The following is a 22,926-nucleotide window of genomic DNA, read 5'->3' as shown; positions in this document are numbered from 1 at the left end:
TTTATTATAAATATAATTTTTGGAAATCGAAAGTGGCATTCGCTATACAAATTATTAAAAGCGGGGAAACGTATGAATATCGTTTTAATCGGAATGTCCGGGGCGGGTAAAAGCACATTAGGCCTATTGCTGGCACAAGCGCTGAAAATGGATTTTGTAGATACAGATCTCGTTATTGAACAGCAGGAAGATAGATTACTGCAAGACATCATGGATCAGGATGGTATTGACCATTTTATGGCTGTGGAAGAAGCTGTTTTGTCTAAGTTGCAGCTAAACAATTGCATGATATCAACGGGGGGAAGTGCGATCTATTCAGAACAAGCGATGAAAGCTCTCAAGCAGAACGGGCTGGTCCTATATTTGCATGTCTCTTTTGAGGAGATTAGCAGAAGATTAACAAACATAGCGACAAGAGGCATAGTGATGAAGAATGCACTTAGTCTTAAGGATGTTTATGAAGAACGACTACCTCTCTACATCAAATATAGTGACCACAAGATCGATTGTTCCAACAGGGATGTTGAGCAATGTGTTCGTGAAATACTTCAAGTGGTTGAATCGAAACGTTCAATGTGAGGAGTTGAACAACGATCTCTTGAACATTGCGATTAACTAACGGAATGAAGGAATAGCGGGAGGAAGATGCAGTGATTCCCAAACATATTGTGTCGGCGGCGGCCGTTGTGCTGAATGAGCGGAATGAGATCCTGCTGATTCGAGGTCCAAAGCAGGACTGCACCCTTGACGATAGGGCTCGCTTCATGAATAAAGCAAAAAATGGCGATATCAAGGAGGTTTATCCCTGACATCGCCATTTCTCGTATTCGCTCGATTGTCGCCACCTTGAGTAAGTTGCATGCGAGCGAAACAGAGTAAATGAAGTAGCGAACGAACCTCTCTAATGATGACTGCTGGTACTGCCATCTATTGCGCGATAATGCGATTAGCAGTGTGTGGCGACACTAATTCGCCTTTCGAGACTATTCTTATTGCAAGCTGGCTTTTGGTCAAAGTAAAGTCCAATGTCGCTGTCTCTCTCACGCTTCGGTCAGCAAGATGTTCGGCAGTAGCTCACTGCACGTAAGGCTTGCCGACCTTCTTCTCTAGCGCACCCTGGAGCTTGCCGAAAAAGAGGGCGACGATGAGGTAGAGCAGGCTGACGGAGAGGAAGGCTTCCATCACCTTTAACGTGTCGGCGGCCATCAGCTTTGCTTGGCCCATCATTTCGGTTAAGCCCAGCGTGAAGCCTAGCGATGTTTCCTTGATAATGATGAGAAAAGTATTGCCGAGCGAGGGCAAGGCAATCCGGTATGCCTGCGGAAAGACGATGCGCCGGAACGTCTGCAGCCGGGTCATGCCGATGGATTGCGCGGCCTCCGCCTGACCGCGATCCACCGAATCGATGGCTCCCCGGAATATCTCCGCCAGATAAGCTCCGTTGTTCAAGCTGATCCCGATCACTGTAGCCTGGAACGCATTCATCGCGCTAAGCTCCGGAATGATTTGCGGCAGACCGTAATAGAGCAGGAAGAGCTGGACGAGCAGCGGCGTAGAGCGGAAGAATAAGATATAGGCATTCGCTCCGGCATTCACTGCTCTAATCCGCGAGCGAATCATCGACTCAATGATAATGCCAAGCATGACGGAAAACACCATGGACAGCACGGACAGCATCAGTGTAATAGGCAGATAGCTCAGCAACTGCGGAAGGCTTCTTATAAAATAAGAAAGGTCGAAGTTCATCGCCTTACTCCGCCGGCTTGCTTATGTCTTCGCCATACCACTTTTCCGCAATTTGTTTGATCGTACCGTTATCACGAAGTTTCTTGAGAGTGGTATTCACCTCTTGTACGAAAGCTTTGTTGTCGTCGTTGATGAGAAACGGGCTCCCGGCCGGAATAACCACGAATTGCTCTCCAGCGAGACGAATAGGCTGTCCGGTTTTTTTAATTTGAGCAAGCGCGGCCGCTTTGGTAGAGAAGGTAGCGTCTAATCGGCCGAGCAGCACATCGCGGAATGCGCCTTCTCCTGTCTCGTAAGTGACGACTTCTATTTTTCCTTCGGGATCGGCTTCTTTGATGTAGTTCAGCATAATTTTATTGCCTGCGACGAGACCGATTTTTTTGCCCTTCAAATCTTCCAGCGAGTTAACCGTCGTATTCTCTTCTTTGACGACGAGCTGCGCGCCGGAATATACGTAAGGATCAGTGAACAAATATTTCGTTTTCCGCTCCTCTGATAGCGCGATCGAATTGACGATGGTGTCGATCTTCTTGGATTCCAGCGCACCGAATAAACTTGCAAAATCGGTTAATACGTATTCGATTGTGAAATCCAGCTCCTCTGCGATCTTTTCCCAAATCTCGATTTCATAGCCTTCCAGCTTATCTCCATTTTCCGTGTTTTTGAAGGAGTAGGGATAGAACGCTCCGTTTGTTCCAATGCGAACGACCTTCTGTTCTTTCGCTGAGCCGGAAGCCGGTTTTCCCGCACTGGCCCCACAAGCGGCCAGCAGTGAAGCGGCAACAACCGCTAGCACTGCTCCTGCGAGCATTCTTTTGAATAGATACCATTTACTCTTTTTTATCGACACCATGATTACCGCCTTTTTTATCGTATAGTAGTGGATGTTACTTAGGTTTAGGCTCCGTTCTGGATGGAGTAGAGCTGCTTGCCGAGCAGCCGTCCTGCGAAATCCGGATCTTCCAGCATAGGCCGCCCAATCGCCACGAAATCCGCGAGCTGCTCGGTGACGACACGTTCCGCCAGAGTCCTTTGATGAATGCCGCCTACAGCGATGACGGGCAACGTAGTCTCGGATTTCAGAATGGCCGCATAAGGAATCTGATAGCCGGGATGGACATCCTGCGGACGGGCGGGCGTTATGCCGCCGGAGCTGACATGTACAGCATCCAGCAGGGGCTCCAGCCTCTTGACGATGTTCGCAACATGGAGCGGGATAAGGCCGTCCGGACTGTAATCCGACGCGGATACCCGAATTTGGACGGGATAATCCGGGCCTACCGCCTCGCGTACGGCAATCGCGACTTGAAGGACAAATTGCAATCTTCGATTCACACTCCCGCCATAGGAATCCGTACGAAGGTTAGTGATTGGCGATAGAAATTGATGCAGCAAGTAGCCGTGCGCCGCATGGAGCTCAATGCCGTCGAACCCGGCCTCTTGGCTGCGAAGCGCTGCCTCGCGATAACGGCCGACCAACTGTTCCAGTTCTTCATTGCTGGCTTCGAAGGGCAGTCCATATTCGTCGTTGAACGCAATCGAGCTTGGAGCGAGCACTCTCTCTCCTGGCAGGAGATGAGACTTGCGTCCCCCATGCGATAGCTGGATAAATACGCGCGCGTCCTTCGCATGAACAGCCTTCACCACCTCGCTTAGCGGCTTAATGTGGGAATCGGAATAGATGCCGATATCATCCTGATACAGACGGCCCTCTGGCGATACGGCGGTGGATTCAATCACAACCAGGCCGACATCGGCCGCGCGCCGTCCGTAATGTTCGACATGATAATCCGTCGCATGCCCGTCCGGCGTACCCTTATGCTGCTGCATCGGCGCAAGAATAAGCCGGTTTTTGAGTTGGAGCTTGTTGATTCGACCGGGTGTATGCAAAGAAACGGTCATTGCGGAAACCCCTTTCCTTTTATTCTTATAGGTTTAATTGGTTTATGGGTGTAATTATAGGTCTATCCTCGTAAATAAATCCAATATTAAGATCGCTATTGCTTTCATTGGCCTAGCCTATTAATTCGATATGAAAATTGATATTGGTGTTCACGCGCAGCCTCCCATTAAGATGAATGGGGTGAGAGAAATCTATTTTATGGGTAGTGATAGGGAGGAACAATCATTGAGCTTTGAGTTTGGAGTGTACACATTCGGTGATTTGACGAATGATCCGCATAGCGGTCGTCCGATCAATGCGAAGCAGAGGCTGGAGGAGATTGTGGCCGCGGCACAGCTTGCCGAGGAAGTCGGTCTTGACGTATTTGGACTAGGCGAGCATCATACGCCGAATTTTGCAGTGACGGCGCCGCCTGTTGTATTAGCTGCAATCGCCCGGCATACGAAGCGCATTAAGCTGACAAGCGCAACAACGGTATTAAGCACTGCGGACCCTGTGAGGCTGTATGAAGATTTTGCGACGCTGGATCTGCTGTCGGACGGTAGAGCGGAGATTATCGCGGGACGCGGGGCGATGGCGTTTTTGGATACGTACAGCTTGTTCGGATATGAGCTGGCTGATTATGATGAGCTGTTCCAAGAGAAGATCGGACTGCTGCTTCACATTAATGAGAATGAGAGATTGTCATGGAACGGACGTTTTCGTCCCGAGCTTATCGAGGCGGGGGTTGCGCCCCGGCCTCTTGGAGGCAAGCTGCCTCTATGGATTGGCGTGGGAAGAACGCTGGAGAGCGCAGAGAGGGCGGGGAGATTGGGGACAGGGCTGACATTCGCACAGCTCAGCGGCGATCCCAGCCGGCTGAAGCCGTTGGCGGATGCTTATCGGGCCGCAGGCAAGGCCGCTGGATATACGCCGGAGCAGCTTCCGATCGCGATATGCGGGCATGGCTATATTGCGCCTACACCGCGCCAGGCGCTGGACGAATATTTTCCGTATCATGCCAACTACTTCGAGCATATTATGCAAAAACGCAATCCGGCGGAGCGTCTGTCCCGTGAAGAGTTCGAGCTGTCGACTGGCGCGAGCTTTGCACTGGCTGTCGGCAGTCCCGAGCAAATTGTGGAGAAGATCCTATACCAGCATGAACAGATTGGTCATAGTCGCTATATACTCCAATTGGATATCGGAGGCGTGCCGTACGCTGGGGTGGCTCGTTCCATTGAGCTGCTGGCCACGAAAGTGATGCCGGTCGTCCGGCGAGAGCTGAATCAAGCGACCACGGTGGGGAAGACGGATGGATCGCTTCGCTAACCGCTAACCTGTCTATCCAATCCAGTTACAATCGACGTTTGGCCTACTCGCTACAAGCGTGCGGAACAAGCGTCATCGTCATTTCTATTTGTGTCGCAACGAGATTGTATTGACCAATCCTGTTATCGCGTCTAGAATGGAATTAATCATCAAGATCATACAATTGATTCCATATTCAAGTCGAACAGACATCTGTAGGCTCGAAGCAACCCGCTTCGGCTTTTTTTGCTTTTTGCGGATGATTTAAAGAGAGAGGTGAAGGAGAATGGACCTGCTGCAATTGAAATATTTTCAAACGGTTGCCCGTCGGGAGCATATTACACAAGCGGCCAAAGAGCTGAATATTGCGCAGCCGTCCCTAAGTCAGACGATAGCCAGGCTGGAGGACGATTTGGGTGTATCCTTGTTCGATCGACTCGGACGCAATATTCGGCTGAATGAGGCAGGGAGAATCTTCTTGCAGCATGTAGAGCGCGCATTCGCAGAGCTAGAGAAGGGGAAACGGGAGGCAATCCGGATTACAGGAAAGTATGAGGAAGTAATCACGGTGGCTTCGATTCATTTGCCGTTTGTGTCGGAGATGCTGGCTTCGTTCGTAGCGAAGAATCCGGAGACGAGATTTCGGTTTCAGCAAGGCTGCTATAGCTCCATGAAGCAGCTTCTGAAGGATAAGGACATCGACTTATGCGTATCCGCGCCTCCTATCGAGCTGCCGAATACAACTAGCATCACTCTGCTGACGGAAGAGCTTAGACTTCTGGTACCGATTGGTCATCGTCTTGCTTCCCGGGAGTCGGTGCATTTGATCGAGGCAGAGAAAGAGGCCTTTATCGGACTGAAGGCTGGTTTCGGACTGCGGGATGCGACGGATGGAATGAGCCGTAGGGCAGGTTTTACGCCAAATGTGATTTTTGAGGTGGAGGACCCTGCCCTGCTTCACAAGCTTGTTCGCGCCGGTATTGGCATTGCGTTTATTCCCGCCCTATGGGATATGGATAATTCTGATCCTGCGACTGTATCTGTACGGATCGCGGACCCGAACTGCTTCCGGACACTCAGTCTGACCTGGTCGGAGCGGCAGGAGCTATCGCCAGGCTTTGAACGCTTCCGTATCTATGTCATCGAATACTTTCATAAGCTGCAGCAGCGATTGGTGGATGCTGCTCCCGCAGTTGCAGAGAACTCACGCTCCATTATAGGCTTGGAACGATTAATATAATATCGATTTTGGTATTGGATAGGAAATGACGGGCAACCTTATAATCATTTTGTAGCCAAAATACCCATTAAATTCATAGGTTAACTATGGTAATAGGGGATGCCCTATCCGTTGAAGCAGTCTGGCAAGCAGGTGTTCATTGGGCGGCACGCGGATAGGGGCGACAAAATGACAGATGAGGGAGTGTTCGATCATGTACAGAAAAACGCGTGGAACTCAAAAGGCAGTTGCGCTGGCCATGCTTGCTTTTGTCTTGCTGCTGACGGCGTGCGGAGAGAAGAAACCGGTAGAGGGGGAATCGGCAAAGGTACCATCAAAGGCAACGACGAAGGCCGCGGAGGAGGCTCCGGCCAAAAAGCTGGTGATTGGTTCAACGGGAGGCTTCTACCCTTACGTGTTCCAGAATAGCGACACGAATAAGCTGGAAGGCTTCGAGGTGGATCTGTGGACCGAGATCGCCAAGCTGACAGGTTATGAAGTGGAATGGACAACATCAGAATTCAGCGGCCTGTTCGGTCTGCTGGACACAGGGAAGATCGATACGATTGCCAATTCCATCGCTGTGACGGAGGAGAGGAAGAAAAAGTATCTGTTCAGCGAGCCTTACGTCTATTCCGGCGCTCAACTGGTGGTTAAGGAAGGGAATGACTCGATACAGTCTCTGGAGGATTTGAAAGGTAAAAAAATCGGTATCCAGCTGGGAACCAACTTCGCGAATTTGGTCAAGGACTTCGATAAGAACGGCGAGATCGAAATCGTAAACTACGAGTCGGCGGAAGCAGGCTTTCAAGATGTGTCCATCGGACGTATTGATGCGACCTTCGCGACGAAGGCTTCTGCACTCGGCACGATTCAGAAGACGAAGCTGCCTCTGCAGCTAGGAGGCAAGCAGCTGACGACCATACCAGCCGCCAATCCGTTCCTGAACAAGGAAGAGAATAAGGAATTAATCAACGCAGTGAATGATGCTCTGAAGCAACTTCGCGAGAATGGGAAGCTGGCCGAGATTTCGACCAAGTGGTTTACGCAGGATTTGACGAATCCGGATAACTGACGCAGGTAGCGCGTTGGAAGGGGCGAGAGGCCATTCATGTTTGATTTGGGATATTTGCTGTCGGCGCTTCCCCGGCTGCTGCAATTTATGTATCTGACGATTACGATCGCCGTGCTTTCCATGCTGTTTGGGTTGATACTCGGGCTGCTGCTGGAGACGGCGATCAGGCGAAAGGTGTTTCTGCTGTCTACCCTCTCGAAGGTGTACATTTCGTTCTTTCGGGCGACGCCTTTGCTTGTGCAATTATTTATTTTGTACTATGGGATTCCGCAAGTCATTCCCGCGTTTGGCGAGATCAATGCGTATTGGGCAACCGTGATTGGCATCAGCATGAATTGCGCGGCTTACTTGGCGGAAATAATTCGGGGAGCAATCCGATCCATCGATTACGGACAGTGGGAGGCTTGCCAGTCGATTGGCATGACTCGCTGGCAGAGCATGCGGCGGGTCATCCTGCCGCAGGCGCTCCGCATCGCGCTGCCTTCCTTCGGCAATCAATTCGTGACCGTGGTGAAGGAGACGTCGCTTGGCTTCACCCTCGGCTTAACGGAGACCATGGCGCAGGCTAAGCTGATGGCGGCCGATACCTACAAGTTTCTGGAATCGTTCCTGGCGGCGGCAATTTTATATTGGCTGGCAGCCATTGTGTACGGCTATATTCAAGCTGCCATGGAGAAGAGGGTCAATCGTCCTTACGGCCATGAAGTATAACCGATGATGCGGAATACAAGGAGTGGAATGAAATGAGCAGGTTAAATGATTATTTGCTGGATAAAAAGTCGGCGCTGGACGCCCGCAAGCAGAAATTGGCGCAGGAGAGCGAAGTCGTCCCGCAGAAGCTGAAGGCGGGTATTCGGGTTGCCGGACGAAGCGGCGTGCGTGAAATCCGCATACGTGATTTTCAAGTCATCAGCGACAGCGGACCTGAGCTTGCGGGACATGGGCTCGGTCCTAGCTCCCCCGAGCTTCAGCTTGGTGTCTTGGGAAGCTGCCTGTCGCACATTACGCTGATTCAAGCAGCGGAGCGCGGCGTGCCGCTGGAGGCTGTGGAGGTCGAGATTACGGGAGAGCTACATCCTCTGGCAGGCAAGCCGGGATATGAGGATATCCCGGTCTATCCTCATAATATCGGCTATACGCTGCGCATTGAATCCAGCGCCACGTCGAAGGAGCTTGCGGAGCTGCATGAGGCGATCGAGCTGGCTTGCCCGATATTGAACCTGTTGCAGCAACCGCAGCAAATATCCGGGACGCTTGTACGAACAAAAGGGAAGCGAAGCAAGCGGGCATAAGGGATAGGCGAATGATCGGTGTCAGGGCAAGACGCGGCAAAGTAGATAAGACGGTAATGATAGAGTTGGTAAAGACAAAGACGGTAATGATAGAGTTGGTAAAGACAAAGACGGTAATAACAAGTTGGCAATAACATAGACGTCAATGACAAAGAAGGAAGCGTGCATCATGCACGCTTCCTTCTTTCAGCCTGTTGAGAAAGTCACAACACACAATAACATGAGAATACCAGTAGTGGTCTTACATAACCTGGAAGTGGATTAGGCGAAGGCAACTGTCACTGACTGTCACTGGCGTCGATTGAGATTGTGCTATCTTTATGAGGTTAGTTGTGTCTTTTTTAATCGGTTTCAACGCCTTAATCACCTTGATGCGCGCTCTGAGGACACTCTAAGTCGGTTTCAACGCCTTAATCTCCTTGATACGCGCCCTGAGGACACTTTAAGTCGGTTTCAACGCCTTAATCACCTTGATGCGCGCTCTGAGGGCACTCTAAGTCGGTTTCAACGCCTTAATCTCCTTGATACACGCTCTGAGGACACTCTAAGTCGGTTTCAACGCCTTAATCTCCTTGATACGCTCTCTGAGGACACTCTAAGTCGGTTTCAACGCCTTAATCTCCTTGATACACGCTCTGAGGACAATTTAAGTCGGTTTCAACGCCTTAATCTCCTTGATGCGCGCCCTGAGGACACTCTAAGTCGGTTTCAACGCCTTAAGTCTGGTGAGTAGCTATTTTTTTATCAAATGAGAGAAATAAAAATTTGTTATACGTTTCGTTATCAGAGCTTCGTTATTAAAGATTAATTCTCAGCACTTCGTTCCCAGAGTGGTTTAAATCGATTTTCCTTTGCAAGCGGAGTTCTATTACATAAAAATAAAGTGTCGAAAAGTCCATATGACTTTATCGACACTCTGAAAGAAGGAAGCGTGCATCATACACGCTTCCTTCTTTGCTGTTCTCCCTCATAGGGGGCTGCTTAACCAGCATGTCATGCCCTGCTGAACGCTTATCCTGCGGCTGCCTCCAGCTCTCTCTGCTGCTCGCGCTCGATCACTTCCAGAAACTGATGCTTGAATGCCATGCCGCGAATAATCGTCTCCCCAATAATGAAGCTGGGAGCCGAATTGATGTTGGCGACATAGTAAGCATGATGCAGCGCTTCGCGATGCTTCTCGCGGTAGGTGCGATCCTCCAACGCTTTGCGGTAAGCGGCGCGATCCAGGCCGATTTCTCCGGCAAGCTCAGTGAGAACGTCGATTTCTCCGATGTTTTTGCTCTCCAGGAAAAAGGCTTCGTACATCCGCTTGTTGTATTCCTTTGCCTTGCCATGCTCAATGGCGAACTGATAGCCCTCAAAGGCCAAATGCGTATACGGCTGGGGAGAGAAGGGCGGTTTTACAATCGGAATGCCCAGCTCTGCCGCGATAGGAAAAACCCGCTCTCTCCAATCCTTCGTAATATATTCGCCCTCGGGGCGAAGGGTAGGTGTTGGGTAGGGGCGAAGCTCGAACGGTAAGTACTCCACCTCGATTCCTTTTTCGGCGGCGGCCGCCTCCAGTTCGCCTTCGGCAAGAATGCAATAAGGGCACACAAAATCGGAATACACTTGAAGTTTCAAGGTCATGAATAATAGCTCCTCTCCAAAAATTTAAGAACAGCCGTCAATGGTGCAGCTCATGCCTGTGCTCCATTGTTCCAGCCTCTGTTGCTTTAACTCTGCATCGATTGCTTCGAGAAATTGTTCCTTGTAGAGAAGCCACTTGATGGATGTCTTCCCGATGACATAAGTGGGCGCTGCGGTAATATGGGCTTCATATAGCGCATGATGGAGCGCTCCCTTGTGCGCCTCCCGGTAGGTGCCAGCTTCTAACGCCTCCTGGTATGCACGGCCGTCCAGACCCAGCTCCTCTGCAAGCTCCGTCAACACGCTAATGTCGCCGATATCGAGGCCGTCTTGGAAGAAAGCCTTGTACATGCGAGAATGATAGGTTTCACCAATACCCGCTTGCTTGGCGAATTGATAGCCTTCGAAGGCAAGGTGGGTATAGGGCTGAGGGGAGATCGTCGGCATGTGAATTGGAACGCCAAGCTGCTCCGCGATGGGAGAGACCTTCTCTCTCCAACTGGTTTGCATATAGCCGTCCTCGGGACGGAGAGTCGGCGTGGGATAAGGTCTCAGCTCGAAGGGCAGATGCTCGATGATCACATCTCGTTCCGCTGCCGCTGCCCTTAGTTGGCCATCGGCCAACAAGCAGAATGGACAGACATAATCAGAGTACACTTTGATCGTTAACGGCATGGCCGGTGCTCCTTTCGATAGGGGGATGCTTGTGTCTCCAAGGGCCGAATCCGGAGCCGGAGGAGAGAGCATCCTTCCACTGCCAAGCCTGCTCCAGCAGAATAGATGCTAGAACGCCGACAACTAATCCATTGTTCAAGATGGGCTTTAGCACATCAGGCAGTACCGCGAGGCTCCCAGCGGGAATGAACATGCTGCCGACTCCGGCGAACAACGAGAACGCTACAATGGTCAGCTTCTTCTCGTCATGCAGAACTGCGCCAAGCTCCTTAAGACCGGCTGACAACAGATGCGCGAAGGAGCAGAAGATAACGGCAAACGCGACAGGTACGGGCACAGATGCAAGCGCTGCGGTCAGAAACGGAAATAATCCGGCCACGATCAGCAGCAGACAGCCGATTATAAAGGGCAGTCGTCTCGTCATTCGGGTCGACGCGACAAAGCCGGCGGAATGGGAATTGGACACACAACCTACAGCAGAGAAGGCGCCCGATAACAGCTGATTAATGCCCATGACGATGCCGGATCGCCGATAGCGGTCCTCTGGCTTAAGTCCAATCGTCTTCTCCATGACGACGATAGCTGCGATCATGTTGATAAGAAGCGGAAGTGTAATAACGAGCGTCGTAAGCGCAATGCCTGAATCGAATAGAGGCGCTCCCCAGGCGAATAGCTGAGGAATGAGCACGACTGTATCCGGAAGCTTGGGCAATGCGGGAATATGGCCAAGGAGCAGGAACAGGCCGTAGCCTGCGGCAATCCCAATCAGAGCAGAATAATTGCGCAGCCAGGCGGTCTTGCTTCGACCGCACAGAAACGTTAGCAGAAGAGTTGCTATAGCGGGAACGGCGATGCCCGCATGGATGTAAGAGTCGGTGTAACCGATGCCCAGAATGCCTTTCACAATGGGAGAGCTGAACTGAAAGATGAGCAGCAGCAAATAAGTGCCGGTGACCACCGGCGTGAACAGCTTCTTCAGATGGCGGAGGATATGAAACACGCTCAGAAGCAAAATAATGACCCCGCCCAGCAGCAAGCCCATCTCCATCTGCCTTAGCAGCTCGGTCCCGGATGCTCCCGGCGACAAGTTGGCTGCAAGCAGGATGAAGACGCCCCACCATACACCGGCAGGGCCCTCCAGAATCGGCAGCTTATGACCGAGCGTCACTTGCAGCAAGGACGATATGCCGATGACAGTCAGCGTTCTTTGCAAAAGACTGATGGTGTCGGCATCTGACAGCCCGAAAGCTGCCGCGACGACAATCGGCGCCACAAGGCCGCCCGTAAGAAGAAAGAAAGCCCATTGAAGTGAATCAAGCAGCGTTCTCAAGGGCCATGAGCTCCTTTATGGGGCAATTGGCGGCCGTGCTCATACACTCGCTTCCGTCTTCAGTGCGGATGCCAGGTCAAGGACAAGCGCCTGAAGCGCCTGAACCCCGGCTTCGTCGATAAAGATGCCGTGCTGGTCGATTTGATTCGGGTCGGCGACGTATTGAGTGGACAGTACGTTTGCCTGAACGCCGCGCAGAACAAGGCGCAGGTTGTTCAGCGCATTGATGCCGCCTTTACCGCCCCCGGCTGCGGCCGCAATGGCCACCGGCTTGCCTTGGAAGTAGTCGCTGTTCAGGAAGTCCAGCGCGTTTTTCAGCGCGCCGCTAATGCCGTTATGATACTCCGGCGTCACGATAAAGAAAGCGTCGGCCTCTTTGGCAAGCTTCCGGAGCTGCACGACAGTATCCAGCTCCTGCTGGGCAGGATCGCCGTTGAACAGCGGCAGTACATGGCGGTGAAGATCCAGCAGTTGGGAGTTGCCTTGCTTATCCCTCAGCAAACGGTACACGACATTGACAACGGCTTTGGTATTGGCTCCGGCGCGAGGGCTTCCGCTAATGAACAAAACATTTTTACTCATTTTTTACACGCTCCATATCAAGATTAGTTGTCCTCTAAAACCACCTATTCCGGGTTTATTAGTATTATAACGAGCGAATGAAAATAACTTCCAATACCAAAATCACAATAGGTTTGATAGACCGCAGATTATGAGCATATTGCTCCCAAACTATCGTTTATATTTTTGATTGACAGAATCAATTATTCCCCTTTATGATAATTGACAATTCATATTGGAAAAGGAGGAATTACATGGCTGAATTGCGAATACGCGGCGTTTCGGAGAAGGTAAGGGATTCTCTGCTGCGCCCTTTCCTTGAAGAGCAAGGCGTCTATTACGAGAGATGGGAGAAGAGCCTCACCCCGTTGTCCTATGAGGATCAGCTGTTGTTGTCGGGGGAGGAAAAGGCGGAGCTACTGCGCATCTATGAAGATTCGATAGCGGATTTCGCGAAGCGAAGGGGCTACAAGCAGTGGGATATTGTGATCTTGTCGGAGCAGACTCCCGATATGCTGCAGAAGTTCGGCTCGCTGCATTATCATCTGGATGATGAAGTGAGGATCGTGCTGGGAGGAGGAGGCATTTTTACGATTAAAGGGGAGGGGGACACGGGCTACTTCGAGCTGAAGGCATTGCCCGGCGACGTCGTTGTGGTGCCTGCCCGGAGGCCACATGCCTTCCGCTTGTCAGAGCGACCGCAATTCATCGTTGTCCGATTGTTCGAAGGCGAAGCCTCGTCGATCACTTATAAGGTAGAAGATCCGACCTATGATGTCACTTAATGTCGGAATGATAGCTTTCTCGTAATGCGATTGATTGGATAAGTAATATTGGACGGCTCGGGAAGAGGGGGAGTACAGTCTAATTACAAAACCTTCTTGGGAAAATGACTAATTATTAACATTTTGTGAAGTTTTATATGAGAAAGGGGGTGAAGCCCGAATTGATAGATTGGAGTGGATAAAGCAGATAGGGAGTGGTAAATGATGTGCCGAATATTCGGGTATATCGGTAATGATGACGTCGATCCGGGGCGATTGAAGGCGGTCTCCGATTTGCAACTGGCAGGCGGACCCGATCAGCAGTCGGTATTGGCGGAGAGAAACTGGGCGATCGGCAACAACCGGCTTGCAATTGTCGGGCTTGATGGAGGCGAACAGCCGTATAGCCTGGGCGAATCCATACGTATCGTATTGAATGGTGAAATCTATAACCATCGTGAGCTTAGGAACAAGCTTGAAGCGAAAGGCTACACGTTCAGGGACCATTGTGACGGTTCGATTTTGCCCGCTCTGTATGCGGAATACGGGCTGGATTTTGTCCGCTACCTGGACGGCATGTTTGCCATTGCGGTCATCGATTTGCGGGAAAAGACCACACTGACCTTGGCGACGGATCCGTCTGGCATTAAATCCTTGTATTACTATTGGGATGAAAGGAATGAAACGCTGTATTTCTCGTCGGAGCTGCCGTCCTTGCTGGCATTTGGGCGTGTTCCTTCGAGCCTGTGGCTGCCGGGAGTGGACTTTTATTTGACGACAAAGGTTGTGTTCGGCGAGCGGACGCTGTTCGACGGCGTCTATGCGCTACCGCCTTCGTCACTGCTGCAAGCCAGGTTGGGAGAGCGGCCTTCCCTTCGCCGCTGGAAAACACTGCTGGCATCGGAATCGCTGGGCGATGATCCTGCTGCCGCTGCTTCATCGCTGAGGGAGCAGCTTGATTACGAAGTGAGGGCGTTGCTGCTTGCCGATGTTCCCGTATCGACGATCAATAGCGGCGGACTGGATTCAAGCCTTGTGACCGCACTGGCAAGCAGGAGACAAGCTGGCATTCATTCCTTTAATTTATCCTACGTTGGCGACTGGCCGCTGGATGAGAAGATATACGCCAGAGAAGTTTCCGAGCGATACGGAACAACACATCATGAGGTGCTGGTTGATCCGCGTGACTTCGAGAGGCTGCTGCCGCTTGTGGCGGAGCGGCTAGGGCAGCCCAATGCCGATCCTATTACGCTGAGCAGCTACGCCCTGTTCGAAGCGATTCATCAAGCAGGCTTCAAGGTCACGATCTCCGGCGACGGCGCCGACGAGATGTTCGCCGGCTACGACCGCTTCCTGGAGGCGTTCGAGGCGGCAGACGATTGGATTAAGCCTTATGTGAACGCGCTGGGCGTCGCTTCACCGGAGCTGCGCAACGAGTTGTACAGCGATGATTACCGTGCCTTTATTCACGATAACGGCTCTATCGGGGATCAGATTGCGGATAGTCTGCGTACGGCCCATCACCGGAAGGGACGACTGGATGCTATCCTGGACTTCGAGCGGGAATACCGGCTGCCTTCGTATCACTTAAGGCGCGTTGATCATCTCAGCATGGCGCATTCCGTTGAAGTGAGAGTGCCTTATTGCCAGCCGCGCATTCTGGACTTGGCGGGCAAGCTGCCCGTCGACTGGCGAATTGGGGAAGGCAAGGTGAAGCGTCTGCTGTATCGAGCAGCGGAAGGTCAACTGCCGGAGTCGATTCTGAACCGGAAGAAGCAGCCCTTCACCCTTCCCATTGATGCCATGATGCGCAAAGGACTACCGCTGTACGAGGCGGTGAAGCGGGTGCTTGATGGGGATACGCTGCGCAGGCACAATCTGTTCAACCCCGCAGCGGTAGAGAAGCTGCTGCACAAACAGGCGACGCAGCCTGATGGCAAGACGGCATTGACGCTCTGGTCGCTCGTCATATTCCAGTTATGGATTAGTCAATACAACGTTCATATCGGTGCTTCCAAACAATATCAGTTTGAGGGGTGATTCACATGCAAACGTATTTGGCACATGCCGAAGGGAGTGTGTCTTCATCCATCATTATTGATGGAACGGAGTTGCCTGCTTCGCCTGATGCCATCATTCCAATCTTAAGGGGAATTAATGACGATCTGGATCATGAGGAGAGGCCGTATGGCCTGATCTCCAAATTTGTCGTCATCCGGCCGTCCAAGCATCCCATGTACGACTTAAACTATTTGTTTTTTCAGCTTGTGCCGGGCAATCCGGTAACGTTCGATTATTCTGGAAGCTGCGGGCATTCCATACTGGCTGCCATACAAGTTGCGATGAAGTGGGGCTGGTTGCCGAGCGCAAGCCCGGGACTCCGTGTTCGGGTCTATGTGGAGAATGTCGGGGACTCTCTCGTCTGTGAAGTGGATCATGCAGTGCGTTCCGGCATGAATTGCACGGCACACTTCATCGTGGAAGGCGGCACGTCACTCGCTAGTCTGCTGCCATCCGGCGCACTGAGGGATCGGCTTGCTACGGAATTCGGAGAGTATGACATATCGCTTGTCTCCTCTGGCAATCCGTATATGTTTGTGAATGCCTCGGAGCTGGATATCCATACAGAACAGGCGTTGTTTGGGGCAGGGGAGGACACGCTGGTGCGGCTGAATGCCATTCGCCGGGCAGCAGCGCAGCTGCTGGGATGGAATCCGGATGGTGTCTTTCCGAAGGCGGCAGCTATCGCCAGCTATGAACCGGGGACGATTGCGTTCAGAGCGATTTCGATTCCGTCCTGGCATCCCACAATTGCGCTTACAGGCGCGGCATGCATTGGCGCAGCCGCAGCGATAGAGGGCACCGTCGTTCATAGGCTGATTGGGGACACGCTAGCTGCAGGATACCGTTTAAGAGTGAATACGAAAGGCGGGACCACCTATATCTCGACCGCTACGACAGGCGGCAAGCTCTCGGATGATTTACTGTACAGCAGCATTTCTGAAAAGAACGTGCGTCTGCTGGGAGCGTTACCTTTTAAGAAAGGAGCAACTTACGAATGGGAGTGGCAACGCAAGGTATACGCATAGAGACGTTGCTGGAGGAGTTGGACCGTTTTGCCGCTCTTGCGGACGAGACGGGCCGAACACAGCAAGGGTCGCTTGACGCGCTTAAGGCATCGGGGTTGCTCGGCAGCCTGGTGCCGGAGGAATATGGAGGTCTTGGCTACGATTCCTTATTTGCAGGAAGATTAATCGCTTCGATTGCAGAGGCAGATCCTTCGATCGCTATTATCGTCTTTCAGCATTTTTCGGTCGTATCCCGGATTCTGGAATGGGGCAGTCTCAAGCAAAGAAGCGATTATTTGCCAAAACTCGCGAATGGACAATGGCTGGCTGCATCGGCTTGGTCGGAGACTGGTGCTGGAGCTAATAAACAGAATATTTCGACAATGGCAGATCGAACTGCGAACGGCAATTGGATCATTAAAGGCGTGAAGTCGTTCACGACCGGGGCTGGGCTGGCTGACTTGTATCTGGTGCTTGTCCAGACGGGGACGGGTGACAGCGGTTCGCTGTACGGCAATTCGGGTCAATCTTTTTTTCTAATTGAGACGACGCAAGGGATTACCGCTGATGCAGATACGAATTTGTCCGGGATGCGGGGCTCCTCGACCGGCTTTATTAACCTGCATCAATGTGAAGTAGCCAGTGAACAGTTAATCGGGCCACTGGGAGGAGCGCCGACCGTCATTAACGGCATTCGGGAATGCGGACTGACGCTGGGTTCCGTGTCGCTTGGCATTAGCGAAGCGGCCTATAGACTGGCGCTGGAGCAAGTGCTTGCAAGAGGGCAGCAGGGCAATCCGTTGCTGCAAGCGGCATTGTCCGAGCTGCATATGCAGCTAGAAGCGGTGCGCGCACTGGTGGAGAAGGTCGCGGCGAAGGAAGGGGGCGACCGGCTTAGCCAGATTGCCTACCAGTCTAAAATCTTCGCATCGGAATTCAGCGAAAGGATCGTCCGTGAAGCGCAGCAAATTGTCGGCGGCTCAGGTTATGTGCGGGGGAAGAAAATCGAGCGTTTGCTGCGCGACGCCAGAGCTGTCTCGCTGATGGGGCCCGTGAACCGGCTGGCCCGGGAAATTATCGGAAGGGAGCTGATCTCATGAGTGGGGCGGCGTATGATCTTGTCATTGCGAACGCCCGCATCGTCTATCGTGATCGCATTTTGAACGGCGGGATCGCTATTCAGGACGGGAAGATTGCGAAGCTGCTGCATCAGAATGAAGCAGCGGCTGCGGAGCTTGTGATCGATGCAGAAGGGCGATATGTACTGCCGGGACTGATTGATTCGCATGTTCACTTCCGGACGCCGGGATACGAGCATAAGGAGAATTGGCATTCAGCCTCGAAGGCTGCAGCAGCTGGAGGAGTAACGACGGTGCTGGATATGCCCAATACGAATCCGTATACGGACACGGTGGACAGACTGCGGCAAAAAGCGGCGCTGGTGCACGGACAGTCCTATGTCGATTATGGCTTTCATATCGGCGTTGCACCGGGGAAGGCAGGAGCGCTTCAGGCACTGACTCGCGGGGAAGCGGCTAGCATTAAGCTTTTCCTTACCGGCCATCGCACCGCCAAACACATTATTGACGATGAAGCGGAGCTGGATTATATTTTCCGACTGGCAGCGGACAAATCCATTCTATTGACGCTGCATGCAGAGGATGATTTTGTGCTGCGGCTGTTTCGCCAATCACGCGGCGAACCTGCTAATCTAACGGATTATGAAGCGGCATACCCGCGCATTGGAGCCATTGCGGCGGTTGCGCGAGCGCTCCGGCTCGTCCGCAAGTATGGCACTTCTGTACATGTGCTGCATGTATCGTCGGCGGAGGAAGCAGATCTGCTGGACGCTGCTTCGGCAGGGGGGTATCCCGTCACGTACGAGACGACCGCGCATCAATTATGGTTCGATCATGCAAGCGCCCAGCCGCTGGGCACGAAGGTTAAGCTCAGTCCCGCCATCCGGGAGCCGCGCGATCGGGACAGGCTGTGGCAGTCTATCGTTCGCGGCACGCTGACGGCAGTAGGGAGCGATCATGCGCCTCATTCCAGCGAGGAGAAGAGCTTTGAATTTCATGATGCACCGCCCGGCCTGCCGGGTGTACAGGAGCTATTGCCCGCGCTGCTGACGGGACTGAAGCGTCATCTTCCCGAGTTGACGAGAGAAGAGAGATTGCTTGCCGTAGCGAGATTGCTTGCCGCTGGGCCTGCCGTCCGATTCGGTCTCGATCATCGGAAGGGGAGCATCGAAGCGGGTCTTGATGCCGACCTGCTGATCATAGACGACGAGAAGAAGTGGACGCTAACCGGAGATCGCGTGTTGTCAGCCAGCGGCTGGTCGGCTTATGAAGGGCTTGAGCTTGAGGGAGAAGCGCTGGTGACGATTGTAAGAGGACAAGTGGTGTACGACAGAGGACAGTTTGGCGAGGAAATCGGGCAACGAATCACCCTTCGGCGGGAGTTGGCGGATGTCTTCCAGCGAACGGCGGGAAGCCCTTATCGTGTATTGGCGTAACCATCATTATGGAGGAGGAATGACAATGACAACTGCGGCAAAACCGTTAACAACCGGCGCGGTCATCAGATGGTCGGAATTGAATTGGGAGGATCGGGGCCAATTGCTGGTCGCCATTCCAGTAAGCGAAGAAAAGGGGGCGGCGTTAGTCAAAGGGCTGGTCGTTCGCATCAAGCCCGGTGGCGTCTGGAGCAGCTGCGAGAAAGGCAAGGCCCAGGAAGTAGTAGGCGTCATATGGAAAGGGCAGGGCAGCGCGCGCGTAGGCGATGAGACGAGCGACCTGGAGCCTTCCTCTGCGCTGTATGCCCCATCCGGCGCCGATTATGAGGTGAAGGCGGACAAGGGGGAGGAGATTACGCTGTACATTTGGCAGTCGGTCCTGCCGGAAGGGTCGCCAGTCGCCTCGAAGCCACGATTGTTCAATCATCTGTACAACGACGAAACCCAGCTCAAGGGCTTCACGGGCAACGATCCTTCGCAAACGATCACCAATCCGGCCAATATGAACTTCTTATTCTGGCCGGGCACCGGCAGCGCCAGACTATCGCTGCATTGCGGCATACAGGAACCGGGACAGAGTTTTGCCGTTCACCAGCATCCGCATTCCAGCGAGTTGTTCATCGGCGTGGAGGGCAGAGGTGAGATTCATTTGAACGGAGAATGGCATCCGTTCGAAGCGGGCGATTTGCTGTATGTGCCGCAGGGCATCTTCCACGGTACGCGTAATCTCTATACGGGTGAAGGAGCGGCAAGATTCGTAACGACAGGCGGGCCAACGCCGTTCGACGCAAGCTTCTATACCTTTGCCGGAGTGTCTCCGGAAGTTGTCGATCCAGCATAAGACTAGGACATGTCTATCGCATGCAATAATCTTCATCATTGAAAAGAACCTTCAACTCTGCCTATGAGGCAGCGGTGAAGGTTCTTTGTTTGGGCCGCCGCTTAAGGAATCGTAACCAGTTCCGAAGCTACGGCTTTCAAATAGGTTGAGTTAATAAACGTTTTGAAATCCGGCACTTCTTTAATCTTCTCGTTGTCCAGCAGAAACTTGGAGATGCTCTCCAAGGCGCCGACCAGCTCAGGCGTCAGATCGAGCGCGTATTGGTTGAGCGCGATCAAGGTTTTAATATCGGCCGCTTCTTGGCCTAATGTCTTGCCGATATGGGCGGAAGCCCCGTCAGGGTTCGATTTAATAAAGGCGACGGATTTGTTGAGCGCTCGCAGCACCGCTTTGACCGTCTCCGGATGTTTGTCCACGAAGTCGTTATGGCCGACCAGAATGGAGTAGGAGTTGATCAACTGCTGAGGCCCTTCCTCGCCAGGGACATGAGATTCCCTGCCAGTCAGAAGTGCGACGCCACCGTTTTTGACGCCGTTCAGGGCAACAGGCTGCCAGATAGCAAATGCGTCGATATTGCCTGCCTGGAAAGCGGGAACCAGCTCCGTCGGGCCGATTTTGAACGGTTCAATCGATTTCGCATCAAGGCCGTATTTCTCGACAATGCGCAGGAAGAACGCTTCAGATACTGTGCCTGGCACGTAGGCGACCTTTTTCCCGTTCAAATCGCTTGGCGTTTTGATCTTGTCGGGATTGACGACCAGCGTTTGCACGCCGGATATGTCGGCCTGTTGAGCGATGATGGTGATTGGAAGGCCGGACGCCTTGGCGATAATCGGGGGAATGTCGCCGGATGAGCCAAGCTGGATGCTCTTCGAGCCTAGTGCTGCGGTCACATCAGGACCGGCCGGGAACAGCTCAAGCTTGACCTCCAGCCCTTCCTCTTTGAAGTAGCCTTCCTCAAGCGCAATAACAATAAGCGGTGACAATTGTGTATCGCGTGCTGACCCGATGGATAAGCTGGTCGTTTCCAGCGCCGGCGCAGGCGGCTCGGACGGCTCGATTGTGGCGGCAGGTGTTCCTTCCGCAGTGGGAGCAGGCGAAGCCGAGGGCTGCGGCGAAGGGGCTGCGGCTGGTTTGTTGCCCCCTCCGCAAGCGGCGAGCAGCAAGGTTAAGGCGACAAACAGAATAAGAAGAGATGAGTGCGATGTGCGATTCTTGGACATAGGGTTAGCCTCCAAAATAGTTTATTTCCAGCGCAGCAGAATCTTCTCCAGCGTGGTAAGCAGCAAATTAATTAAATAACCGATGATGCCAATCGTGATCATGCCGACAAGCACTTGATCGGTTTTAAACATGTATCGTCCTTCCTGGATAAGGAAGCCAAGCCCTTCGTTCGCAGCGATCAGCTCAGATCCGACCAGGCAAATAAAGGCCATGCCCATGCCCGAGCGAATGCCGATCATCATGTTCGGAATAGCGGCGCGAAGCGTGACGTACCAAAAAATATGCAGTTTGCGTGCCCCGAGCGATTGCGCCGCCCGAATATGCACGGGATCGACTTGACTGATCCCTCCTGTAATGTTCAGAAGGAGGGGGAAGAAAGCTCCGTAAATAATAATGGATATTTTGGACCATTCGTCGATACCGAGCCACAAGATGGCCAAGGAAATAAAGGCGAGCGGCGGTATCGGACGAAGCAGCTCAATGACAGGATTAATCGCATCCCGAAGCAAGCGGGAGGAGCCAAGCATCAGTCCCAGCGGGAGTGCAATCGCAAAGGCAACGCCGAAGCCGAAGAAGACACGCTTTAAGCTGGACAGCGCATGAAGGACAAGTGAGCCGTCTCCAAGCATATGCGACATCGTTTCCAGCGTGGCAACTGGACTGGGCAGTTGGGCGGGAGCGACATAGCCGAGGCCGGTGATCAGTCCCCAAGCAAGCAGCAGCAGGGATAGGCCGGACAGTCTAATTAGAAGCCGCAACCACGCCTTGCCTTGTATGGGCAGAAAACGCCGGATAAGGGAAGGACGTACTCGCTTATGCGGTAATGACGGAAAGGTGTTCTCCATACTCGCGCTCTCCTTCTCGCAATGCTTCGCTAATTCGTGCTTGATACTGAAGCAGCTTCTCGTCATGGCGATTCCGCAATCTCGGCAGATCAATGCGAAGGTCCAGAGCAATATGCGCGGGATTCGGCTGCAGGACGATCACTCGATCAGCCAAATAAACCGCCTCCTGTATGCTATGGGTGACAAACAGGCAGGTTTTGCGCTGTTTTTCCCATATGCCCAGCAATTCCGTCTGCAGCTTCTCGCGGGTCTGCTCATCAAGTGCCGCGAACGGCTCATCCATCAACAACATGCTCGGTTCATTGGCGAGCACCCTTGCCAGTCCAGCGCGCTGCTTCATGCCGCCCGACAGCTTGCCGGGATAGTGCTTCTCGAAGCCGGCCAAGCCAACCATCCTAATATAATGCCGGGCTTGCTCCTTGCGCTCCGCTGCCGGAACTCCGTTCACTCGCAGACCGAACTCCACGTTTTGCTCAACCGTAAACCAAGGAAACAGAGCATATTCCTGAAAGACGACTCCGCGCTCCTTCCCGGGCTTCTCAATTTTTGCACCGTTAAAATAGATATGGCCTTCATAAGGCTGAAATCCGGCTACGCAATTCAGCAGCGTCGTTTTTCCGCAGCCGCTGGGGCCGAGCAGACATATGAACTGTCCGGCTTCCACAGAGAGCTTTAGCCGATTCAAGACATGCCTGTCCGCAGCTTGACCGGGACTTTTGAATGCTACGGTGACGCCGTCAACCGACAAAATGGGAGCATGTTCATGCAACATTAGGTCCACTCCTTTCTTTAAATTCATACTATTCCACTATGATATGTCGCATATTGGTACTACTGTACCAGTGATGAATCAACCAATCCAATACCAAATTGGCTATATAATTGATAGCTTGCGTGCAATGCATCATGGGAGTTATACAGATTTCAATTAGTCTTCTTTGCCTCAGCT

22 protein-coding genes and 1 pseudogene are annotated in these 22,926 nt (G+C 52.6%); 13 read left to right on the top strand and 10 right to left on the bottom strand.

What is annotated here, in order from left to right:
• Positions 1-72: 72 nt before the first annotated feature.
• Both DX130_RS15760 and DX130_RS15755 read left to right on the top strand, forming a co-directional pair.
• Positions 73-579: a shikimate kinase gene (locus DX130_RS15760; protein WP_116047246.1), complete on the top strand. Its 507-nt coding sequence runs from the start codon at positions 73-75 to the stop codon at positions 577-579.
• A gap of 71 nt (positions 580-650) precedes the next feature.
• Positions 651-734, top strand: a pseudogene (locus tag DX130_RS15755) (NUDIX hydrolase); the annotation flags it as partial.
• 340 nt (positions 735-1,074) lie between these two features.
• Here DX130_RS15755 and DX130_RS15750 read toward each other — a convergent pair.
• Genes DX130_RS15750 through DX130_RS15740 form a run of 3 tightly spaced genes read right to left on the bottom strand, consistent with a single transcriptional unit; the run spans position 1,075 to position 3,648 of the window.
• On the bottom strand, positions 1,075-1,746 hold the full coding sequence (locus DX130_RS15750; RefSeq protein ID WP_116046941.1) for an amino acid ABC transporter permease: 672 nt from the start codon (positions 1,744-1,746) through the stop codon (positions 1,075-1,077).
• A gap of 4 nt (positions 1,747-1,750) precedes the next feature.
• Positions 1,751-2,599 (bottom strand): transporter substrate-binding domain-containing protein, encoded by an 849-nt coding sequence (locus DX130_RS15745; RefSeq protein WP_116046939.1) that lies wholly within the window; start codon positions 2,597-2,599, stop codon positions 1,751-1,753.
• Between the two features lie 44 nt (positions 2,600-2,643).
• Positions 2,644-3,648, bottom strand: coding sequence for an oxidoreductase (locus tag DX130_RS15740; RefSeq protein WP_116046937.1), 1,005 nt, complete (start codon positions 3,646-3,648; stop codon positions 2,644-2,646).
• Between the two features lie 226 nt (positions 3,649-3,874).
• Here DX130_RS15740 and DX130_RS15735 point away from each other — a divergent pair, with 226 nt between their 5' ends.
• The 5 genes from DX130_RS15735 (at position 3,875) to DX130_RS15715 (ending at position 8,525) form a co-directional block, all read left to right on the top strand.
• Positions 3,875-4,960, top strand: a complete 1,086-nt coding sequence (locus tag DX130_RS15735; RefSeq protein ID WP_240644529.1) for an LLM class flavin-dependent oxidoreductase — start codon at positions 3,875-3,877, stop codon at positions 4,958-4,960.
• Between the two features lie 265 nt (positions 4,961-5,225).
• Positions 5,226-6,179, top strand: a complete 954-nt coding sequence (locus DX130_RS15730; RefSeq protein WP_116046933.1) for a LysR family transcriptional regulator — start codon at positions 5,226-5,228, stop codon at positions 6,177-6,179.
• 193 nt (positions 6,180-6,372) lie between these two features.
• Complete coding sequence (locus DX130_RS15725) at positions 6,373-7,233, top strand: amino acid ABC transporter substrate-binding protein (protein ID WP_165861310.1); 861 nt, start codon at positions 6,373-6,375, stop codon at positions 7,231-7,233.
• A gap of 36 nt (positions 7,234-7,269) precedes the next feature.
• Positions 7,270-7,944: an amino acid ABC transporter permease gene (locus DX130_RS15720; RefSeq protein WP_116046929.1), complete on the top strand. Its 675-nt coding sequence runs from the start codon at positions 7,270-7,272 to the stop codon at positions 7,942-7,944.
• Positions 7,945-7,976: 32 nt separating this feature from the next.
• A complete protein-coding gene (locus DX130_RS15715) occupies positions 7,977-8,525 on the top strand; it encodes an OsmC family protein (protein WP_116046928.1) in 549 nt (182 codons plus the stop codon).
• A 1,011-nt stretch (positions 8,526-9,536) separates the two neighbouring features.
• Here DX130_RS15715 and DX130_RS15710 read toward each other — a convergent pair.
• Genes DX130_RS15710 through DX130_RS15695 form a run of 4 tightly spaced genes read right to left on the bottom strand, consistent with a single transcriptional unit; the run spans position 9,537 to position 12,741 of the window.
• On the bottom strand, positions 9,537-10,154 hold the full coding sequence (locus DX130_RS15710) for a DsbA family oxidoreductase (RefSeq protein ID WP_116046926.1): 618 nt from the start codon (positions 10,152-10,154) through the stop codon (positions 9,537-9,539).
• A gap of 24 nt (positions 10,155-10,178) precedes the next feature.
• A complete protein-coding gene (locus DX130_RS15705) occupies positions 10,179-10,829 on the bottom strand; it encodes a DsbA family oxidoreductase (protein ID WP_116047244.1) in 651 nt (216 codons plus the stop codon).
• Entirely contained in the window at positions 10,801-12,159 is a 1,359-nt protein-coding gene (locus DX130_RS15700; RefSeq protein ID WP_116046924.1) for a purine/pyrimidine permease, read from the bottom strand. Before DX130_RS15700 ends, DX130_RS15705 begins: the two co-directional genes overlap by 29 nt.
• 39 nt (positions 12,160-12,198) lie before the next feature.
• Positions 12,199-12,741 carry an NADPH-dependent FMN reductase gene (locus DX130_RS15695; protein WP_116046923.1) on the bottom strand — a complete coding sequence of 181 codons (543 nt, stop codon included), beginning with the start codon at positions 12,739-12,741 and terminating at the stop codon, positions 12,199-12,201.
• A 233-nt stretch (positions 12,742-12,974) separates the two neighbouring features.
• Here DX130_RS15695 and DX130_RS15690 point away from each other — a divergent pair, with 233 nt between their 5' ends.
• The 6 genes from DX130_RS15690 (at position 12,975) to DX130_RS15665 (ending at position 19,908) form a co-directional block, all read left to right on the top strand.
• Complete coding sequence (locus DX130_RS15690; protein ID WP_165861309.1) at positions 12,975-13,505, top strand: cupin domain-containing protein; 531 nt, start codon at positions 12,975-12,977, stop codon at positions 13,503-13,505.
• A 201-nt stretch (positions 13,506-13,706) separates the two neighbouring features.
• On the top strand, positions 13,707-15,524 hold the full coding sequence (gene asnB / locus DX130_RS15685; protein ID WP_206098829.1) for an asparagine synthase (glutamine-hydrolyzing): 1,818 nt from the start codon (positions 13,707-13,709) through the stop codon (positions 15,522-15,524).
• A gap of 5 nt (positions 15,525-15,529) precedes the next feature.
• Positions 15,530-16,573: a PrpF domain-containing protein gene (locus tag DX130_RS15680; protein WP_116046917.1), complete on the top strand. Its 1,044-nt coding sequence runs from the start codon at positions 15,530-15,532 to the stop codon at positions 16,571-16,573.
• Complete coding sequence (locus DX130_RS15675; RefSeq protein WP_206098828.1) at positions 16,543-17,652, top strand: acyl-CoA dehydrogenase family protein; 1,110 nt, start codon at positions 16,543-16,545, stop codon at positions 17,650-17,652. The genes DX130_RS15680 and DX130_RS15675 overlap by 31 nt, the downstream gene beginning before the upstream one ends.
• A complete protein-coding gene (locus tag DX130_RS15670; RefSeq protein ID WP_116046916.1) occupies positions 17,649-19,067 on the top strand; it encodes a dihydroorotase in 1,419 nt (472 codons plus the stop codon). The genes DX130_RS15675 and DX130_RS15670 overlap by 4 nt, the downstream gene beginning before the upstream one ends.
• Before the next feature lie 25 nt (positions 19,068-19,092).
• Positions 19,093-19,908: a cupin domain-containing protein gene (locus tag DX130_RS15665; protein ID WP_165861308.1), complete on the top strand. Its 816-nt coding sequence runs from the start codon at positions 19,093-19,095 to the stop codon at positions 19,906-19,908.
• Between the two features lie 101 nt (positions 19,909-20,009).
• Here DX130_RS15665 and DX130_RS15660 read toward each other — a convergent pair whose 3' ends face one another.
• The 3 genes from DX130_RS15660 to DX130_RS15650 are packed head-to-tail and all read right to left on the bottom strand — an operon-like array spanning position 20,010 to position 22,749.
• On the bottom strand, positions 20,010-21,131 hold the full coding sequence (locus tag DX130_RS15660; protein WP_116046912.1) for an ABC transporter substrate-binding protein: 1,122 nt from the start codon (positions 21,129-21,131) through the stop codon (positions 20,010-20,012).
• A 21-nt stretch (positions 21,132-21,152) separates the two neighbouring features.
• Entirely contained in the window at positions 21,153-21,977 is an 825-nt protein-coding gene (locus tag DX130_RS15655; RefSeq protein ID WP_165861307.1) for an ABC transporter permease, read from the bottom strand.
• Positions 21,946-22,749 (bottom strand): ABC transporter ATP-binding protein, encoded by an 804-nt coding sequence (locus tag DX130_RS15650; RefSeq protein ID WP_116046908.1) that lies wholly within the window; start codon positions 22,747-22,749, stop codon positions 21,946-21,948. The genes DX130_RS15655 and DX130_RS15650 overlap by 32 nt, the downstream gene beginning before the upstream one ends.
• Between the last annotated feature and the right edge of the window lie 177 nt (positions 22,750-22,926).

Origin of the sequence: Paenibacillus paeoniae (assembly GCF_003388735.1) — a bacterium.
In the GTDB taxonomy this organism is placed as follows: Bacteria; Bacillota; Bacilli; order Paenibacillales; family Paenibacillaceae; genus Pristimantibacillus; species Pristimantibacillus paeoniae.
The sequence above is the reverse complement of the archived record's forward strand: the minus strand, read 5'-3'. Positions and strand labels throughout refer to the sequence as shown.

Coding starts and splice junctions, on each gene's coding strand:
- DX130_RS15760 (WP_116047246.1), top strand. CDS start 73: ATGAATATCGTTTTAATCGGAATGTCCGGGGCGGGTAAAAGCACATTA.
- DX130_RS15750 (WP_116046941.1), bottom strand. CDS start 1,746: ATGAACTTCGACCTTTCTTATTTTATAAGAAGCCTTCCGCAGTTGCTG.
- DX130_RS15745 (WP_116046939.1), bottom strand. CDS start 2,599: ATGGTGTCGATAAAAAAGAGTAAATGGTATCTATTCAAAAGAATGCTC.
- DX130_RS15740 (WP_116046937.1), bottom strand. CDS start 3,648: ATGACCGTTTCTTTGCATACACCCGGTCGAATCAACAAGCTCCAACTC.
- DX130_RS15730 (WP_116046933.1), top strand. CDS start 5,226: ATGGACCTGCTGCAATTGAAATATTTTCAAACGGTTGCCCGTCGGGAG.
- DX130_RS15725 (WP_165861310.1), top strand. CDS start 6,373: ATGTACAGAAAAACGCGTGGAACTCAAAAGGCAGTTGCGCTGGCCATG.
- DX130_RS15720 (WP_116046929.1), top strand. CDS start 7,270: ATGTTTGATTTGGGATATTTGCTGTCGGCGCTTCCCCGGCTGCTGCAA.
- DX130_RS15715 (WP_116046928.1), top strand. CDS start 7,977: ATGAGCAGGTTAAATGATTATTTGCTGGATAAAAAGTCGGCGCTGGAC.
- DX130_RS15710 (WP_116046926.1), bottom strand. CDS start 10,154: ATGACCTTGAAACTTCAAGTGTATTCCGATTTTGTGTGCCCTTATTGC.
- DX130_RS15705 (WP_116047244.1), bottom strand. CDS start 10,829: ATGCCGTTAACGATCAAAGTGTACTCTGATTATGTCTGTCCATTCTGC.
- DX130_RS15695 (WP_116046923.1), bottom strand. CDS start 12,741: ATGAGTAAAAATGTTTTGTTCATTAGCGGAAGCCCTCGCGCCGGAGCC.
- DX130_RS15690 (WP_165861309.1), top strand. CDS start 12,975: ATGGCTGAATTGCGAATACGCGGCGTTTCGGAGAAGGTAAGGGATTCT.
- asnB (WP_206098829.1), top strand. CDS start 13,707: ATGATGTGCCGAATATTCGGGTATATCGGTAATGATGACGTCGATCCG.
- DX130_RS15680 (WP_116046917.1), top strand. CDS start 15,530: ATGCAAACGTATTTGGCACATGCCGAAGGGAGTGTGTCTTCATCCATC.
- DX130_RS15675 (WP_206098828.1), top strand. CDS start 16,543: ATGGGAGTGGCAACGCAAGGTATACGCATAGAGACGTTGCTGGAGGAG.
- DX130_RS15670 (WP_116046916.1), top strand. CDS start 17,649: ATGAGTGGGGCGGCGTATGATCTTGTCATTGCGAACGCCCGCATCGTC.
- DX130_RS15665 (WP_165861308.1), top strand. CDS start 19,093: ATGACAACTGCGGCAAAACCGTTAACAACCGGCGCGGTCATCAGATGG.
- DX130_RS15660 (WP_116046912.1), bottom strand. CDS start 21,131: ATGTCCAAGAATCGCACATCGCACTCATCTCTTCTTATTCTGTTTGTC.
- DX130_RS15655 (WP_165861307.1), bottom strand. CDS start 21,977: ATGGAGAACACCTTTCCGTCATTACCGCATAAGCGAGTACGTCCTTCC.
- DX130_RS15650 (WP_116046908.1), bottom strand. CDS start 22,749: ATGTTGCATGAACATGCTCCCATTTTGTCGGTTGACGGCGTCACCGTA.